This is a genomic window from Streptomyces sp. NPDC054849 (genome assembly GCF_053610945.1).
Genome location: NZ_JBSGZI010000050.1, coordinates 36,217 through 53,371, shown reverse-complemented (window position 1 = coordinate 53,371; position 17,155 = coordinate 36,217). Strand labels below are relative to the sequence as shown.

12 protein-coding genes and 1 pseudogene are annotated in these 17,155 nt (G+C 75.6%); 5 read left to right on the top strand and 8 right to left on the bottom strand.

The features are described from left to right. Positions 1–100 precede the first annotated feature (100 nt). Complete coding sequence (locus ACWGIF_RS21925; RefSeq protein WP_453499809.1) at positions 101–658, bottom strand: SRPBCC family protein; 558 nt, start codon at positions 656–658, stop codon at positions 101–103. Positions 659–1,000: 342 nt separating this feature from the next. Next, the gene (locus ACWGIF_RS21920) at positions 1,001–2,221 is read right to left on the bottom strand and encodes an NUDIX domain-containing protein (protein ID WP_453499807.1); all 1,221 of its coding nucleotides are present in this window, start codon (positions 2,219–2,221) and stop codon (positions 1,001–1,003) included. A 309-nt stretch (positions 2,222–2,530) separates the two neighbouring features. Between ACWGIF_RS21920 and ACWGIF_RS21915 the strand changes: the two genes are divergently transcribed. Further along, positions 2,531–2,659 carry a hypothetical protein gene (locus ACWGIF_RS21915; RefSeq protein WP_453499805.1) on the top strand — a complete coding sequence of 43 codons (129 nt, stop codon included), beginning with the start codon at positions 2,531–2,533 and terminating at the stop codon, positions 2,657–2,659. A gap of 157 nt (positions 2,660–2,816) precedes the next feature. Next, the gene (locus ACWGIF_RS21910) at positions 2,817–4,070 is read left to right on the top strand and encodes a heparan-alpha-glucosaminide N-acetyltransferase domain-containing protein (RefSeq protein WP_453499803.1); all 1,254 of its coding nucleotides are present in this window, start codon (positions 2,817–2,819) and stop codon (positions 4,068–4,070) included. 780 nt (positions 4,071–4,850) lie between these two features. On the opposite strand, the gene ACWGIF_RS21905 is transcribed toward ACWGIF_RS21910, so the two are convergent. Beyond that, complete coding sequence (locus tag ACWGIF_RS21905) at positions 4,851–5,303, bottom strand: iron chaperone (protein WP_453499801.1); 453 nt, start codon at positions 5,301–5,303, stop codon at positions 4,851–4,853. 420 nt (positions 5,304–5,723) lie between these two features. Here ACWGIF_RS21905 and ACWGIF_RS21900 point away from each other — a divergent pair, with 420 nt between their 5' ends. Together ACWGIF_RS21900 and ACWGIF_RS21895 are read left to right on the top strand one after the other, a co-directional pair. After that, positions 5,724–7,553 (top strand): RNA ligase family protein, encoded by a 1,830-nt coding sequence (locus ACWGIF_RS21900; protein ID WP_453499817.1) that lies wholly within the window; start codon positions 5,724–5,726, stop codon positions 7,551–7,553. After that, positions 7,540–10,455 carry a poly(A) polymerase gene (locus ACWGIF_RS21895; protein ID WP_453499799.1) on the top strand — a complete coding sequence of 972 codons (2,916 nt, stop codon included), beginning with the start codon at positions 7,540–7,542 and terminating at the stop codon, positions 10,453–10,455. The genes ACWGIF_RS21900 and ACWGIF_RS21895 overlap by 14 nt, the downstream gene beginning before the upstream one ends. Before the next feature lie 24 nt (positions 10,456–10,479). Here the strand turns inward: ACWGIF_RS21895 and ACWGIF_RS21890 are convergent, their stop codons facing one another. The 3 genes from ACWGIF_RS21890 to ACWGIF_RS21880 form a co-directional block, all read right to left on the bottom strand. After that, entirely contained in the window at positions 10,480–11,397 is a 918-nt protein-coding gene (locus ACWGIF_RS21890; protein WP_453499815.1) for an NADP-dependent oxidoreductase, read from the bottom strand. A 235-nt stretch (positions 11,398–11,632) separates the two neighbouring features. Continuing rightward, positions 11,633–12,229: an HD domain-containing protein gene (locus tag ACWGIF_RS21885; protein WP_453499797.1), complete on the bottom strand. Its 597-nt coding sequence runs from the start codon at positions 12,227–12,229 to the stop codon at positions 11,633–11,635. An 88-nt stretch (positions 12,230–12,317) separates the two neighbouring features. Then, on the bottom strand, positions 12,318–13,394 hold the full coding sequence (locus tag ACWGIF_RS21880) for an RNA ligase (ATP) (protein ID WP_453499795.1): 1,077 nt from the start codon (positions 13,392–13,394) through the stop codon (positions 12,318–12,320). Between the two features lie 180 nt (positions 13,395–13,574). Between ACWGIF_RS21880 and ACWGIF_RS21875 the strand changes: the two are divergent. Next, a pseudogene (locus ACWGIF_RS21875) lies at positions 13,575–14,320 on the top strand (SDR family oxidoreductase). A gap of 26 nt (positions 14,321–14,346) precedes the next feature. Here the strand turns inward: ACWGIF_RS21875 and ACWGIF_RS21870 are convergent. Together ACWGIF_RS21870 and ACWGIF_RS21865 are read right to left on the bottom strand one after the other, a co-directional pair. Next, the gene (locus tag ACWGIF_RS21870) at positions 14,347–15,090 is read right to left on the bottom strand and encodes a peptidoglycan-binding domain-containing protein (protein ID WP_453499793.1); all 744 of its coding nucleotides are present in this window, start codon (positions 15,088–15,090) and stop codon (positions 14,347–14,349) included. A 332-nt stretch (positions 15,091–15,422) separates the two neighbouring features. Continuing rightward, positions 15,423–16,802 (bottom strand): MFS transporter, encoded by a 1,380-nt coding sequence (locus ACWGIF_RS21865; RefSeq protein ID WP_453499791.1) that lies wholly within the window; start codon positions 16,800–16,802, stop codon positions 15,423–15,425. Positions 16,803–17,155 lie beyond the last annotated feature (353 nt).

The following is a 17,155-nucleotide window of genomic DNA, read 5'->3' as shown; positions in this document are numbered from 1 at the left end:
GCCGCGCCCGCCCGGGTCTCGGCGGGGGGCGGGGGGCTCGGGGGGGCGCCCGGGGCCTGGTGGGGGGGGGGGGGGGGGGGCCGGCTCTCCGCGCCGCGGGTCAGTTCTCGGGACTCCCGAGGTCCGGCCGGGTCTCGAACGCCTCGTGCCCGCCGGCCCCCTGGCCCGTCTCGTGTTCCGGCTCGGGCAGCGGCGCCCCGGTCTCCAGCAGGGTCTTGAGGCTCGATGCGAGCATCGGCCAGGCCCGCCCGCACATGCCGATCAGGGTGCCGCCGGGTTCGAAGCCCTCGTGCAGGATGGTCAGCCGCGCGAGGGTGTCGCCGACCGGCTCGATCTCGTACGTCACCTTCGTGCGCGGCTCCTTCGCCAGCTCGGCCCGCAGCTCCTCGCCGATGCCGACCGAGGCCGCCCACTGCGGGGTGAAGGTGTGCCAGGTGTAGGAGAGCAGACGGTCCGGGACGCAGTCGAGGACCACCTGCTCGGAGTCGCTGGTGCGGGCCCCCCGCTCGACCCAGTCCATCGGCGAGCCCACCGCCCAATCGGTCTCGAAGCTGAGGCCCCAGTACCGGCGGGTGAAGGCGGGCTCGGTGAGGGCCTGCCAGACCCGGGCGGGATCGGCCTGGATGTACAGGGTGTAGGTGATCGCGCTGTCGCTCATGGCCCCATGCTGCGGGACCGCGGACCGTGGACGTCGGATTTCCCCGTCACGGCGATGGCCGCGGGGTGGGCACGGGCGCCCGCCCGCGCCTCTGGACCGGCCACCGGCCCGCGGGCGATCGGTACTGCCGCGCCGCCGGTCCGCGGGGGGCGGTGGCCGGGGAACGGGGCACGCCGCCAGGCCCCCCGGCGGCGTGCCCGCGGGCAGGTCCGGTCGGCCTCGACCGCCGACGCCGTCCGCGGGGCCGGTTTCCCGAGGGGGGAGGTTTCGTGGCTGCTGATCGATCAGGCACCGGCCCGACCCATGCCGTCGACGGTACGAGGCGGCACTGAGAGGTCACCCTCACCATCGCAGGTCCTCCTCGGGGAGTTCCGTGAGCGGCGTTCGGGTGGGGGCGGGGAGGCCGAGCCGGGCGCGGACCGTGTGGACCGCCGCGAGTTCGTCGTCGCCGGCAGGGCCCCAGTCGCTCAGTTCGCGGACCTGTTCGGGAGTGGCCAGCAGGCGGGCGTACGCAGGGTCCTCGGCCGGGGGCAGGCCGGTGAGGCGGGCCGCGTCGCGGGCATGGACGACCTGGTCGCCGTACCGGTAGCCGAGCGCAATGACCGGCCCTGCGGTCGATCCCGCCGTCGGGGACGGGAGCGCGGCGGCGCCGGTGGCACGGGCGATCAGGAGCAGGACCCGGCCGTCGGGGGCGAACAGCCAGCCCGAGCGGTCCCGTACGGGAAGCTGCGCGGGGACCGGACCCGGATGCCAGGCTCCGCGCTGCGGGGTCCGGCGGGTGCGGAGCACGCCGAGCCGGTCGAGGGGGGTCGGCGTGGTGGGGCGGCCGTCCTCGAGCAGGGCGGTGCCACAGCCGTTGATGCGGGCGCGCAGGGCGGAGAGGGCGCGGCGGGCGTCGCCCGCGTCCATCAGGGCCGGCAGGTCGGCCGGCTCGACGAAGTGGATGCCGGTGATCTCCTGGTCCGGGAGGCGGACGGCGTCGATCCGGTCGGGGGTCCAGGTGCCGCCGTCGTAGACGTGCAGGATCTCGCCGGGGAACCGCATTTCCGGTGGGAAGCCGGGGGTGTCGGCCGGGACCCAGTCGACGGCGAGCCCACGCGGGTAGCGGCCGTCGACCCCGAGCTCCTCACGCAGCTCGCGGGCGGCTGCCGCGGACGGCGCCTCACCCGCGTCGACGGCTCCGCCGGGGAGCAGCCGGTCCGCGCGGTAGTCGACGCTCTGGATGAGTACCCGGCCGTCGCTGTCGGTGACGAGGACGACGGCCGCGGTCCAGACGGCGGCCCGCGAGGCGCCGTACTCCTCGGGGGTCATCCAGGTCCCGGGCCGCTCGTGATCGCCTGCCACGGGCCGGTCGGTCACAGGCCGGTCGACCGCTGCCCCGCCGGTCACCGGCCGGTCGGCCGCGCCCGTTTCGGAGGCGGTCTGCTCGACGGCGGCCTGGTCGGCGGCGGGCTGGTCGGCGGCGGGCTGCCCTACGGCGGCCTGCTCGACGGCACCTTGCTCCGTCGCGCCTTCCTCGATCGCGGCCCGGACGATCGCGCCCTGGTCGGTCAGCTGCGGCATCGGACTCCGTTCACCGTGGGTGGACCCGCCGGCTGTGCAACAGCGGGCACGGCTCCCGGGTTACGGCGACCCGCGCGCCGGGGGCGCCGGCGACCTCGCCACTCCCCCACCTCCTTACTACCTGGTTATGCAGCCCTTGGTACGTTCCGCGGGCGGACTGGCGGCATGAAAACCGCCGGTCCGACCACGTCACCGCACCGCACCCCCGTACCGGACCGGACCGAGCGGGCGCACCGAGGAGAGACCCCCGCATGCGACGCGCGTCCCCACGGGCCCCGGCCGGACACCGGAGAGCGGGGGACGCGGCGGATGCCGGCGGCGTGGCCGCAGGCGGCCGCGGTCCTCGGCTTCGGCGGGCTGAACGTCGCCGGTCTGCTGCTGGCCGGCGAGGACGTCGCCCCGGGGACGAAGGCGGGCGGGGTCGCGATAGGCGGATGAAGGGCACACGGAAGTGGCGGACGTGACGGCGACGGGGGCGGGAGTGAAGGGGACGGACTCGGGAGTGACGGGGGCGGACGCGGGTGGTCATGAGGCAGACGCCGGTGTGAAGGAGGCTGACGCGGGGCCGTCGGGGGCCGCGGAAGCGGGGACACCGGTGGCGACGGCAGCGGGAGCGACGGCAGCCGCGGACGGGGACGGCCGGACCGGCGGATCCGCCCAGGCGGGCGGTTCGGGCAGGCTGGCCGGCGTCGACGCCGTACGCGGGCTCGCCGTCCTCGGCATGTTCGCCGTACACGTGGGCCCCGGCCCGCAACCCGAAGGCGCAGGTTACCTGCTCGTCGCGGCCGACGGCCGCGCCCCGGCTCTCTTCACACTCCTCGCCGGTTTCTCCCTCGTCCTCGCCCAGCGCGGCCTGGACCCGGCGCAGCAGCCCGACGGCTGGGCGGAGCGCTGGCGTCCGCTGCTGATCCGGTGCGCCGTGCTGGCCGTGCTCGGCCTGTGGCTGGCCTCGTTGTGGCCCGGGATACTGGTCATCCTGGCCTTCTTCGCCGTGTACTTCCTGGCGGCCGAGCCCTTCACCCGGCTTTCCACCCCGGTGCTCACCGCCGTGGCGGGCGTCTCGGTGCTGGCGGGTCCGGTGCTGTCGTTCGTGCTGGGCCCCCTGTTCGGGTATGAGGCGTCCGGGCGCGGCCTGGTCCCCGAGGCCGCCGATCTGACCAGTTGGTCCGGGCTGGGCACGGTGCTGTGCGAGCTGCTGCTCACCGGGGCGTATCCGCTGGCCACCTACTTCCCGTACGTCCTGGTCGGGATGGCCCTCGCCCGCCTCTGCAACGTGCGTGAGGGGGCGGTGGCCCGGCGGATGGCGGTGTGGGGCACGGTGGCCGCGGTCGCGGGGTACGGCTCCGCCTGGCTCGCCGCCCACGTGTTCGGCGCCCGGGAACGGCTGCTGGAGGCGATCGCCCTCCACCATCCGGAGGCCCTGGCCTCCGCCGATCCCGTACGGGAGGTGCTGCGCGGGCAGTACGGCGCCGTGCCCAGCACGTCCTGGGACTGGCTGCTGGTGGCCGACCCCTACAGCCAGACTCCGCTGGAGACCCTCGGCAACGCGGGCGTGGGATGCGCCCTCATCGGCCTGTGTGCACTCGCCGCACGGCCCGGTGTGGGCGTCCTCCTGCTGCGGCCGCTCACGGTGCTCGGCGCGATGGCGCTGAGCGCGTACGTCGTCCACGCGCTGGTGCTGGCCGGCCCGGCCCACGGCGCCGCGTCCTGGTCCGCCTGGGCCGCGTTCAGCGGCGCGGCGCTGGGCCTGACGTGGGCCTGGCAGCGGGTCTGGGCCGGCAGCCCGCTGCGCCGCGGCCCGGTGGAGCACGCACTCCGACTGGCGACGCGGGGGTGGAGCCGGGGCTGAGGGGCCGTCCGGTCACCCGTCCGTGTGACGGGTTCGGCTCGCGCGGCGCCGGTACGGCAGGGTGGGCGGATGCAGTTGCGCCGCGCCCTGCCCCTGACCCTGCCCCTCGTCGCCCTCGTCATGGTCACCGGATGCGTGACGGTGTACCCCGCCGCTCCACCGGATGCACCACATCCGGCCCCCGCGGCGGCCGCCCGTGCGCAATCCCGGCAACCGGCGTCCGACGCCTGGCCGTTGGGCCCGCTGCCGGCTGCCGGACCCGCATCGCCCGCCTCGTCGGCGCCCGCACGGCCGGAGTCGGCGCCACCGGAGCCCGCCCTGGCGGCGGTACCCGTCTCGGTGCCGCGGCGTCCGGCCACGGCAGCCGGCCGGCCGCACAGGCCGCGCGGGGCCGAACCCGTCACACTCGCGAGGCCCGCGAGGCCCGCGAGGCCCGCTAAAGCGGCGAAGCGCACGACCCCGGCGAAGCCCCGCAAGCGCACGCCGGCGGCGGCCAGGGCCCGGCCCGCGCCGCAGCGCGCGTTCGACATGGCCGCTCTGTGCGAGGCGGCCCGGGGCACGGTGTCGCCGTCCATCGTGGCCTTGTGCCGCTAATGCGCGTCCGGCCCCACGGCCCCGTCCACACGCCCCTGGAAGGCCTGCGTCCGCAGCCTGCGCCGCTACCCGGATGCGGAGGTGCGCGAAGCGGCGTACGCCATCGACCTCAGCAGTTCCTGAGGACCGCGCGAGGCGTCGAGCACCCGCCGAGCCGCAGGCCCGGTCGTTGAACGGGCGTGCGGCTCAGCTCAGCGCCTGCTTGAGGAGCGCGGCAATCCGCGCCTCCGCCTCGGGCGTCACCTCGGTCAGGGCGAAGCCGGCGGCCCACATCGTGCCCTCGTCCAGCTTGGCCTGGTCGCTGAAGCCGAGCGTCGCGTAGCGCGCCTTGAACTTCTCCGCGCTCTGGAAGAAGCAGATGATCTTGCCGTCCAGGGCGTAGGAGGGCATCCCGTACCAGAGCTTCGGCGCGAGGGTCGGGGCGTTGGCCGCGATGACGGCGTGGACGCGCTCGGCGAGGATCCGGTCCGACTCCTTCATCTCGGCGATCTTCGCGAGCACCTCGCGCTCCGCTTCCGCCGCCTTGTCCGCCTTCGAGCTGCGGCGCGATGCCGTCTTCAGCTCCTGGGCGTGGTCCTTCATCGCGGCCCGCTCCTCGGCCGTGAATCCCTCGTGCTTGCTGCTCTCGGTGTTGCTCATGGCGGATATCCCCCTCGAGGATCTCGATCTCCGGGACTTGAGAGGGACGATATCCCGGCGCACTGACAACGGGCGGCGAACGCCCGTCAAGCGTCCGGATCCTGGCTGATTCAGGGACAGCCGTGGTAAAGGCACGAGCGGCAAACCACACCCCCACCGGCACGATCAGTGCCGACCGGCGTTCCGGGTCACGGCATCGAAGCCCTCGGTAGCGGCCGGAATCGTGCGGCGCGACGAGCCCGTCATCGCCCGGAGCGCGCAGCGGCGGCGTGCCCGGAAGCCCCCACCGCCCTCCGGACGGGTCCCGATGGACCGGCCTCCGGCGGCTCCGACCACGCGTGGACGCGGGGTTATTGGGTGGATGCGCCTGCCCCGGATACCTACAGTGACGAGGCACCCGTCGTCGAGCTGGAGCGGATCATGCGCACCCACTATCCCCGTACACCGCATCTGCCCTGGTCACCCGGGGCGGCGGCGGACGACGTCCGGTCCGTGGGTCTCGCCGGGCTGGCCGGGCGCGAGGTCGTGGTGACGGAGAAGCTCGACGGGGAGAACACCACCCTGTACAGGGACGGCCTGCACGCGCGGTCGCTCGACTCGGCGCACCACCCCTCGCGGGCGTGGGTCAAGGGCCTCCAGGGCCGGATCGGCGCCGGGATCCCGGCCGGCCGGCGGGTGTGCGGGGAGAACCTGTACGCCCGGCACTCGATCCCGTACGAGGACCTGGACAGCTGGTTCTACGGGTTCTCGGTGTGGGACGAGGACGAGTGCCTGGACTGGGACCGGACCGTACGGTTCCTGTGGGGCCTCGGGGTGCCCACCCCGCGCGTGCTGTGGCGGGGCGTCTTCGACGAGCGCGCGCTGCGCAGGCTGAAGCTCGACACCGCCCGGCAGGAGGGCTACGTCGTCCGTACGGCGGCCGGCTTCGCGCGCGAGGACTTCGGGCATTGCGTGGCCAAGTGGGTGCGGGGCGGCCACGTACAGACGAGTACGCACTGGATGTTCGCCCAGGTGGTGCCGAACGGACTCGGGCCGGCGGCCCCTTTGTGGGCGGTGCGCTCCGGGGCCGAGGCCGATGTGGCGGGTCTGTCCGCCGCCGTCGGGGTGCCGGGTGGCGCTGGCGCCGATGCGGACGAGGTCGCCGAAGCCGTCGCCCGCATCGACGGATCGGCGCGGACCGGGGAGGCCCGGCTGGCCGGTGTGCTGGCCGCCGTGCTGCGCCGCGAGCCGCGGGCCCGGATCGCGGCACGGCTCGCGGCGGGGCCGGTCGGGATGGCGCTTGCCCGGCGCGTCGGCGACCTGGTGGGGCTGTACCCGTACCTGCAGCGGCCGTTCCCCGACGCGGACCGGCGGGCCGGGCTGGTGCGGATGGCCGCGGCGGCCGACCTCGGGGTGCTGCACGCGCTCGCCGGGGCGCTGGCCGGTGATCCGCAGGCCCGGGAGTGCGTGGAGTGGTCCGCTCTGTGCGCCGAGGAGGCGGGGCTGCTCGGCGGCCCCGATCCGCTGGAGGCCTTGCGCACGGCGCTGCGAGAGCCCTTCGCCGGGCTCGACGCGGACGCGGCCGACCGCTGCTGGGCGGAGGCCCGGCGGGCGTTCGGCCAGGGCAGGATCGCGGGCGCGCGTCTCGGCTGGGGTCCCGGTGTCGGCTGCGGCGTCGTCGAGGAGGCGGTGGCGGCGACATGGCAATGGCGCGACGGAGGCTTTCCCCGGCTTGTGCAGCTGTGCGGGCCCTCGGGCAGCGGGAAGAGCACCTTCGGCCGCGGCCTGCCCGGCGTGGACGCGTACGTCGCTCTGGACGACCTGCGCAGCGCCCGGGGGTCCCGGGCCGACCAGCGGGCCAACGCCGAGGTGTTGGGCGAGGGCCTGGACCGCCTCGACGCCGCGCTGGCCCGCGGCGGGACGGTGGTGTGGGACGCCACCTCGCTCACCGACCAGCAGCGCGGGCTGGCCGGCTCGGTCGCCCTGCGCCGGGGCGCCCTGGTCACCCACGCGGTGGTGCTGGTCGAGGAGGCGGAACTGCTGCGGCGCAACGCGGTCCGCCCGCATCCGGTTCCACAGCAGGTCCTGACCTCGCAGCTGCACCGGTTCAGCCCGCCGTACGCCGGTCAGGCCCACCGCACGTGGTACATCGGTGCGGGCGGCGGCATCGAGGACACGGCGGGCGGCCTCACGGGGGGCGACCCCACGGGCGGCGGCCTCACGGGCACGCGCCCGCCCGCAGGACGGGGGAGTACCGATGCGCACCAGTGAGGAGCTCTACCACCAGGTCCGCTGGGACCCCCGGTTCGATCCGGCGCGGTTCGTTCTCGGTCTGCTCCAGCGCGGGGCCCCGCCCAAGCGGGTCCCGCTGCCCTCCTTCGTGCCCGGCGGAGACATCCCCTGGCACCGGGTGCTGTTCGTCGAGGCGGACGGCGAAACGGTGTGGGACCGGGGCACCGGCGTGGACCGGATCGATGCCACCGGGGCGGGGCGGGTTCGCGATCCGCGCCTGCTGCGGGCCCCGTTCTTCACCGCGCGGACCCCGCACGCCTGGGATCCCGTGGGCGGCGCCTGGCGGCCTGCGGAGCCGGGCCCCCGGGACGGCGCTGCGGCCCCCGCCACCGTGCGGCTGCTGACGTGGAACACGCTCTGGGACCGGTACGACGGTCCGCGCATCGCCACCGCCCTGCGCAGGCCGCTGCTGCTGGCCGACCTGGCGGCCGCCGATGCCGATGTCATCGCGCTGCAGGAGGTCGAGCCCGAGCTGGTCCGCATGCTGCTGGCGGAGCAGTGGGTGCGGGCCCGGTACACCCTCGGCACGGATCCGGCCGGCCGGGACGTCGCCGAGTGCGGGCTGCTGGTGCTGAGCCGGCTCCCGGTGCGGGAGGCCGGGCTGCACCTGCTGGGCCCGCACAAGGCGGTCACCGCCGTGACGGTGGACACCGCGACCGGCCCGCTGGTCGTCGCCAACACCCACCTGACGAGCGACCACACCGAGAACGGGGACGTGCGGCGGGTCGCCGAACTGGCCCGGCTGGCGGAGGGTCTCGGCGTCGTCGAAGCGGGGGTGGCGCTGCTCGGCGACTTCAACGACGGCCGCCACGGCGCCGCGGGACCGGCGGCCGCGCTCGGCATGCGGGACGCCTGGAGCGATGTGCACGGCGCGGCGGACGCTACGCCGACCTTCGACCCCGTGGCCAATCCGCTGGCCGCGGTGGGCTCGCTGTCGGGGCGGGCGGCCCGGCTGGACCAGATCCTGCTGGGCTCCACACAGGCGCGGGTGACGCGGGCGGCGCTGCGCGGGGACACGCCGGCCTCGGAGGGGCTGTTCATCTCCGACCACTTCGGGGTGGAGGCGACGCTCGACTTCGGCGCGCGCGGCGGCGGGCCCGCCCGGCTCGACGTGCCGGCGACCGCTCGGACGGCGGTCGCCTGGCTGCCGCCGCACCTCCCCGACGCGGTACGGAAGTTGCGGCGCGAGCACGACCCGCAGGCCGGCCGCTGGCCCGCGCACGTGAACCTGCTCTTCGGCTTCGTGCCTGAGTCCTCCTTCGCCGAGGCCCTGCCTCTGTTGGCCGAAGCGGCCGCGGGGAGCGGGCCGTTCGAGGCCCGGCTGGAGGGCGTGCACAGCTTCGGGCACCGTGAGGACGCCACCGTCTGGCTGGACCCGGCTGCGGCCGGTGAGGTGCCGTGGCAGGAGCTTCGGCGTGCGCTGGCGGAGCGGTTCCCGGGATGCCGGGGCCGCGCGGACGGACGGCAGGGCTACACCCCGCATCTGACCCTGGGGCGCAGTCGTGACCCGCAGCGGGCCGTGGCGGCCTTCGCGGCTCGGCTCGGCGGCGGGGTGGCCGTGCGGGTCGGGGAGCTGGCCGTGCTCTCACGGCGCGGGGACGGGCCCATGCGGGTCCGGGCCACGGTGGCGCTGGGGACGGGCGAGGTGCGCTGGGAGCCGGAACCGGGACGCGGGCTCGAGCGCCCGTCGGCACGCCGGCCCGAGGACGCGTCGGGGAACTCGACCGCTTCACCCGCCCCGGCGGGGCCGCCCGGTCACGCCGAGTGGGTCACCGCGCGCATCCGGGCGGCTCTGGGCGGTGCGCAGGTGCACATGGCCGGGTCCCGCCGCATGGGCTGCGCCCTGCCCGGGGCCGACCTGGATCTGGTGGCCGCGCTGCCCGGGGCCGCCGATCTCGCGACGGTGCGGGCTCGGTTGGCGGCCGCCCTGCCCGAGGCCCGGCGGCTGCGCGAGGTCACCGGGGCGCGGGTCCCGGGCCTGCGGTTCCGCGTCGGGCCGCTGTCCGTGGATCTGGTGGCGGTCGCCACCGGCGGTCTGGATCCGGCGCACGCGGTGGCCCGGCGGGCGGAGCTGGGCGAGGCGGCCGCCGTCGCGCTGAGCGCGGTGAGCGACGCCGACGCCGTACGGGGGCTCGTGGGCGCGGAGCTCGCCGCGTTCGCCGGGCTGGCGCGGGAGGTGAAGGCGTGGGCGCGGGCCCGTGGCCTGGACGCGGCGCCGTTCGGCGGGCTGCCCGGGCTGGCCTGGGCGGTCCTCGCGGCGCGCACGGTGCAGGAGGCCGGGGCTCTGCCGCCCGGCGCCCTGCTGCGGGAGTTCTTCGGCAGGTGGGCCGCCTGGGACTGGCGAGAAGTGGTCGGGCCGTCGCCCTCGGCCCCCGGGTCGGCGGGCGGGCCGGATCCGGTCACGATCCTCACCCCCTCGGCGCCGGTGCGCAGTTGCACGACCCAGGTGAGCTCCGGCCTGCGCGACCTGCTGGTCCAGGAGCTGTACGAGGCCTGGGAGCAGCTGGAGGCCGACGGCGGGGACGCCGGCGGGGACGTCGGCTGGGCGCCCTCCCCGCCGCCGATGCACCGTCGGCACGCCGCCTGGGCGGTGGTGACCGTACGGACGTGCGACGGGGCGTTCGAGGAGACCCTGGGCCGGGTCCGCGGACGGCTGCGGGCACTGCTCGGCGCCCTGGAGGAAGCCGGTGTCGCGGACGCGCACGCCTGGCCCCGCCCCTTCGCCTCCGGCCCGGCATTGGCGCGCTACGCGATCGGCCTCGGGGCCACCCCGCCGGACGCGGCGCGGCTGGCCGCCCTGGCCGCCCCCTGGAGGTCCGGCCTGCCGGGGGTCGAGGTGACGTGGGCGGCCTGCGGCGAGGTGCCGGATCTGAGCGCCTGAGGCCGGGGGCGGGGGCGGGAGGGGTCAGATCTCGATGACGATCTTCCCTGCCGTGTGTCCGCCCTGACTGAGTTCGAAGGCCGCCGCCAGCTCGGCCAGCGGGAAGGTCTTGGCGACCGGCACCTTCAGCCGTCCGCTGTCGGCGAGGCGGCCCAGAGCGGCCAGGTCGCTGCCGACCGGGCGGACCCACATCCACTCGCCGCCCGATCCGAGCACGCTGGGGTCGGCGATGGAGGCGTGCCGGCCGTCGTCGTGGAGCACTTCACGGGTGACGCCGCCGACACCGCCGACGAAGTCCGCGACGACGGTGGGCCCGTCGGGCACGAGGCCGCGTACGCGTCCGGCGAGTCCGTCTCCGTACGCGACGGGTTCGGCGCCGAGTTCGCGCACCCGGTCGTGGTTGCGGGGGGAGGCGGTGCCGATGACGCGGGCGCCCAGCGAACGGGCGATCTGCACGGCGAGGGAGCCGACGCCCCCGGCGGCGCCGTGGATGAGGACGGTGTCGTCCTTGCCGGTGCCGAGGCGGGTGAGCACCTGGTAGGCGGTGAGCCCGGCGAGCGGGAGGCCGGCGGCCTCGGCCCAGTCGAGCGAGGCGGGCTTGTGCGCCAGGGCGCGCACGGGCACGTTGACGAACTCGGCGAAGGTCCCGCCGTGCACGTAGTCCTTGCGGGCGTACGCGATCACCTCGTCGCCCTCGGCGTATTCGGGGACGTCGATGCCGACCCGCTCGACGGTGCCGGACACGTCCCAGCCGGGGATCACCGGGTAGATGACGTCCATGAGGCCGTCCAAGCCGCCTGCCATGATCTTCCAGTCGACGGGATTCACGGCGGCGCACTTGACCCGGACGAGGACCTCACCGGGGCCGACCTTGGGCAGCGGCAGACGGATCTCGGAAAGCACCTCCGTCCCGCCGTACGTCTCGTACGCCATCGCCCGCATGGTTTCCTGGCTGCTCCGGCCCGACTGGGACATGTACCCGACCTCTCCGTGTGCTGGTGGACCCCGCCCCCCGGCCCATCCCACCACGCACGTCGCGCCCGCCCCACGAGGCGGGCGGGCGCGGCGCGGCGTGGCGCGGGCCCGACGTGGGTAGGGGCGCGGGGCTCGACTGGCCTGCCGCGGGCTCGACGTGCGCCGGCAGGGGCCCGGGTGCGGTGCCCTGCGGCGCGGGCGGTCAGGCGTGCACGGGGAAGGCGGCCTGGAAGCCGAGCCGCCCGTCCGCGCCCTCCGCGATCCGCCCGAGCACGTCGTCCAGCTCGAGGTACGCCGCCCAGCGCTCGGTGCCGGCCGCCGCGGCCAGGCGGTCCACCAGGAGGTCCTCCAGGGCTTGGATCCGCTTGCCCTTCCACACCTTGTCGGCGACGCTGACCAGCAACTCCTCCACACTCACGCCCTCTTCGCCCCATGAGGCGTGCGTCGCGGCGAACCGGGCCCGGTCCTCGGTGAAGCCGTGCGCAAGCAGGAGTACCCGGCCCGCCGGCTCGTGTTCAGAGCCCGGCCCGCTCAGTTCGGCGGTGTGCACCGCCTTGCCGATGTCGTGCGTGGCCGCCCCGAAGAGCACGGCCTCGCGGTCGAGGGTCAGGGCCGGGCAGTGCCCCGCCAGCCAGTCCGCGAGCTCGCACGCGACGTCGTGGACGAGCCGCAGGTGAGCGGCCAGCCTGGGCGGGGCGGCCAGGGCGCGCAGCAGCGCGGACACGGTCGGCGGCAGGGGTCGCAGCGGCGGTTCGCCCCGGGTGTCGAGCGCCCGGGACAGGGCATCGGTGGCAGGCATCCGATCACCCTAGAGGGTGATCACGACCTCGGCTCCGGGCCGCGAGACTCCACGGCTTCCATGGCTCCCATGGCTCCCATGGATCCGGTCACTCGTACTCCGTGCCGCCCTTGCGGGTCAGGTACGCCGGGCTGACCGCCTTGGCGATCGCGCGGCCGCCCACGACCGGGCTGTACCGCTCCGTCGACGACCGGATCACGACGCCCTCGCGCAGGTGCGCCTCCCGTCCCGACACGGTCTCGCGGCCGCTCGCCAGCTCCAGCACCGTGTCGAGGTCGTACAAGCCCTCGTACAACCGTGGTACCAGCGGCAGTTCGCCGTCCTCCAGGACGGCGGCCGCGTCCAGCCAGCGCACCTGTCCGTCGATCTCGGCGGACACGTCGAAGACGGCGTATCCGGGCGGCGTGTCGGCGGTGCGCACGTCGGTCCCGTACGACAGGTCCTGGACGCCCGCTCCGTACACCTCGCCGAAGATCCCTACGCGGGTGGCGCCGAGCCGGGCCGCCAGGGCCTCCGCGACGGCCGGCACGCCGTGGCCGCGGACGGCCCGCCAGTAAATGTTGCGCTCGTCCTCCTTGAGCGCCAGCCCCTTCGAGCCGAACCCCTTGGAGGAGACCAGGGACCGCTCGTCCTCGACGACGTACGTGAACAGGCAGGCGGTGCCGTGCAGTTTCTCGGTGAGGACGACCGGCTCGCCGGGCTCGAAGATGTGCGGGTAGCGCTGGAGGTTCTCGACGTCGACCCACGGCAGCAGGTCGGCGGCGGCTTCGACGTCTCCGTCCATGGTGGTGGGGACGGGCGGGGCCCATTTGGTGATTCCGAGCAGCTCCGCGAAGTCCGTGCCCTCCTCGGCCGCCTGCGCCAGGTCGACGTCGGCGAGCGCGCGCGGCCTGCACACCAGGCCCTGCGAGAGTTCACCGCGCAGCCGGACCGCCTTGACCCGGTCGGCGGAGCCGCCGGACAGCCGCCCGGTGAGGCCCAGCTCCTCGATCAGGGCGGCGGGCAGCACGGCCTGTTCGGGTATGTAGAGCGCGAACTCGCCGGTGCGGTAGGCGCCCTTGGCGATCACGGCTCGGTACAGGCCCACCTGGGCCAGCTCCAGCGCATCGGCGTTCGGATGCTCATGGACGGTCAGCTCTTCGGCGGTCACTCGCAGAGTGGACATGGAGGTCTCCCACGGGTCGTCACGTACGCGGCCGACGCCCGGTCGTGCGGCGCGTCGGTGACGACCACTTTCCGTTCCGCCATTTCCGCTGGTCCAGCGATTATCGCGGTGTTAGCCTGCCGCACCGCGCGGGCGTCCACGGTCGCCCGCGCTCACCGTTGCGCGCCTCGGGAGGCTCACATGTCACGTCGTCCGGTCACCGTCGTCACCGGCGGCAGCAGGGGCATCGGTGCGGCGACCTGTCTGCGGCCGGCCGCCGACGGGTACGACCTGGTGCTGGGATACGCCCGCGACGAGGCGGCGGCCGAGTCCGTCGCGGCGCGTATACGTCGGCCGGGGCCCGTTGTGTGACCGTGCGGAGGGGGGACACCTCCGAGGAGTGCGCCGTGGAGCGGCTCTTCGGCATCGCCGGCGCCGAACTGGGCACGGTGACCGGGCTCGTCGACAACGCGGGGGTGACCGGCCCGCTGGGCCGGCTCGCCGACGCCCGGACCGAGGACCTGCGGCGGGTGGTCGAGGTGAACCTCCTCGGGTACCTGCTGTGCTGCCGCCGGGCCGCCCGGGACATGGCGGAGGCCGGCGGCGGGGCGATCGTGAACGTCTCGTCCGCGGCCGCCACCCTCGGCAGCCCCGGGGACTACGTGCACTACGCGGCCACCAAGGCGGCCGCCGACGCGCTGACCGTGGGGCTCTCCAAGGAGCTCGGCCCTGACGGGATCCGGGTCAACGCCCTGGCGCCCGGCGTCATCCAGACCGGCATGCACGCGGCGATGGGCGATCCCGACCGTCCGGCCCGGGCCGCCGCTGGCCTCCCGCTCGGACGGCCCGGCCTGCTCGAGGAGATCGCCGGGGCGATCGCCTGGCTGCTGTCCGCGGACGCCTCGTACACGACGGGCACCGTGCTGCGGGTCTCCGGCGGCCGCTGACCTTCAAAGACCCCCCATCCCCGCCGCTACTCCATCGCCGCCCGGGTGGCCGGACCGTAGACGCCCGGGGGGTCGCCCTTGACGGACCGGTCGCGCTGGAGCTGGCTGACGCCGCGCTTGGTCTGGGCGTCGTAGACACCGGTGACGGAGACGTACGTGAACCCCTGCCCGTAGAGCATCTCCTGCAGGGCGCGCACCTCGGGTCCGGTGTCCCCCATCCGCAGGGTGGCCGAGCCGCCGGACGGGGACGGGGCCGACGCGCTCGGCGGGGGCGCCGGCTTCGTGCTCCGGTTCTCGGCCGCATCCGGGGCTCCCGTGGACGAGGGCGATGCGGAGCGTACGGACGCGGTCGGCCCGGGTTCCTCGTCTCCGGTGCCGGGGCCGCGCCCGGGGAGCACCGGCACGGACAGCTCGGCCGGCGGCGCGGCCCGGGACGGTTCGGGGTCCGGTCCGTCCAGCAGCAGCAGCAGCAGCAGCACCAGCGTGCCCACGGCCGAGAGCGCGAGGAGGGTGAGGACGGCCGCCGGAAGCCGGCTGCCGCCGCCCCGGCCACGGCCCGTTCCCGGCTCCACGTCACGGCGGACCGCGGGCGGGGCGGCAGCGGGGGCACCGGCGACCGGGCCGCCCTCCGGGCCGGGGAAGACGGGGAGTCCGGTCTGCGGCCAGGCGGGCGCCGTCGACCGTGGCGGCCGGCTCGAGGGGGCGACGTACGGGCGTACGAGCAGGTGGTCGTCGGGGACGATCCCGCTCTCGTCAGGGTCCTGGGACATGGTTGTCTCCCGGCGGGGCGGGGGCCTGCGCGGTGCGGTGCCGCCCCCTGCCCGGCCGGTCAGTCTCTGCGCCGCCGGGCGGCCTGCGCCGGGACCCGACCGGCGGTGGGGGTGCCGGGGGCGCCGAGGGCCGGAGAACCGCCGATCGTGGCCGGGGGGAGCGAGGTGCGAACGGATGTGGACATCTGGTGTATCTCCGAAGTGCGGCTCAAGCAGTGGTTCTTGATTCGGGCGCACTCTTGCCCCCGGAACGGGCCAGGTCAAGCCCCATGTCCGATCTGCTCCCGGCCGTCCGGTCTGTCGGGTGCGATTCTCCCGCTTCGCCCCACCGCTCAGTCGAGGGCGTCGGGCCGGCGGCGCACGGCGGTGGCCCAGACGGTGGCGGCCGCCACGAGCATCAGGGCGGCTCCGCCGAGCGGGGCGGCGGGTGCGGAGATGCCGTCGACCGCGAGGCCGCCGAGCAGCGCGCCCGCCGCTATGGCGAGGTTGAACATGGCCACCATGAGCGAGGACGCGGCTTCGGCGGCGGCCGGGGCTGCCTTGATCATCCAACTCTGCAGGCTCACCGAGACGCCTCCGTACACCAGTCCCCAGGCGAGCAGCAGCGTGATCCCGGTGACCGGTCCCGGAAGGACGGCGATGAGCGCGAGGATCACGCCGAGGGAGGCGCTGACGGCGAGCAGGGTCCGATACGGGTCACGCGCCCCGGCCAGGAAGTTGCCCGCGACGCCCGCGACGCCGTAGCCGAGCAGCAGGGTGCTGACGTATGCGGCGTCGATTCCGGAGACGTCCTGCAGGATCGGCCGTACGAAGGTGTAGGCGGCGAACTGCCCGGTCACCACGAGGAAGGTGACGATGACGCCGGCCCGGACGGCGGGATTGCCGCGGAGCAGGGCGGGGAGTTCGGGGAAGGCGATGTGCCGGGTCGGCGGCAGCGGGGGCAGCAGCAGGAGCAGGGCGGCCAGCGTGACGAGGCCGAGGGCGCCGACCGCCGCGAAGGCGGTGCGCCATCCGCCGAGTTCGCCGAGCAGGGTGCCGGCGGGGACGCCGAGCACGGAGGCGGTGGGGACACCGCCGAAGACGAGGGCGGTCGCCCGGCCGACGTGGCGCTCGGGGACCAGGCGCACGGCGAGTCCGCCGGCGATGGCCCAGAATCCGCCGACGCTGACCCCCACGAGCAGGCGGGCGGCCAGCACGACGGCGAAGTCCGGGGCGAGGGCGGCGGCGAGGTTGGCGGCGGCCATCAGGGCGATGAGCACGCAGAGCACGAGCCGGCGGTCGAGGCGGCCGGCTCCCACGGTGACCAGCGGCGCGCACACTCCGGCGACCAGCCCGGGGACGGTGACCATCAGTCCGGCGGTCCCGTCGGACACACCGAGGTCGGCCCCGACGGGGGTGAGCAGGCCGACGGGCAGCAGCTCGGAGGTGATCAGGCAGAAGATGCCGAGCGCGACCGCGCACACGGCCGCCCAGCCCTTCCACGGGGCGCAACCGCTCCCCGGTCCCGGTCCGGCCGCCGGACGGACGGCGGGCGGGGGGCCTGCGGCAGGTCCGGACTGGGAGCCGGTGGGCGTCGGGCCGGACGTGGACGGGCCGGACGTGGACGGGCCGGACTCGGAGCCGACGGGTGGCGGGCCGGACTCGGAGCCGACGGGTGGCGGGCCGGACTCGGGGAAGGGCGCGGGGTTGCCGGGCGCGGCGGCTGACGTCATGGATCGGTACTCCGTACGGGCGAGCGGCGGGCAGGGCGCGGCAGCACGGGGCGCCGGGGGTCGCGCCTCCCCCGCCGCCCGCACTGCCGTTCCAATCTGCCACACGCCCCTGCCGTCCGGACCGGCCCGGTGTCACCCGCGCGCGTGAAGCGGGGAACCGGGCCGGGCGGCCCGTGCGGCAAGGTGGTCGGATGCAGTTACGCCGGGCCGTGCCCCTCTCCCTCGCCGCGCTCCTCGCCGGCGCCGGCTGTGTCTCCGTCGGGCCGCAGGATCCGGCTCCGGTTCCCGTCCGGGGTTCCGTGCCGCCCGCCGGTGCACCAATCGAACCCTCGCCCCTCTCCCTGCCCGCCCTG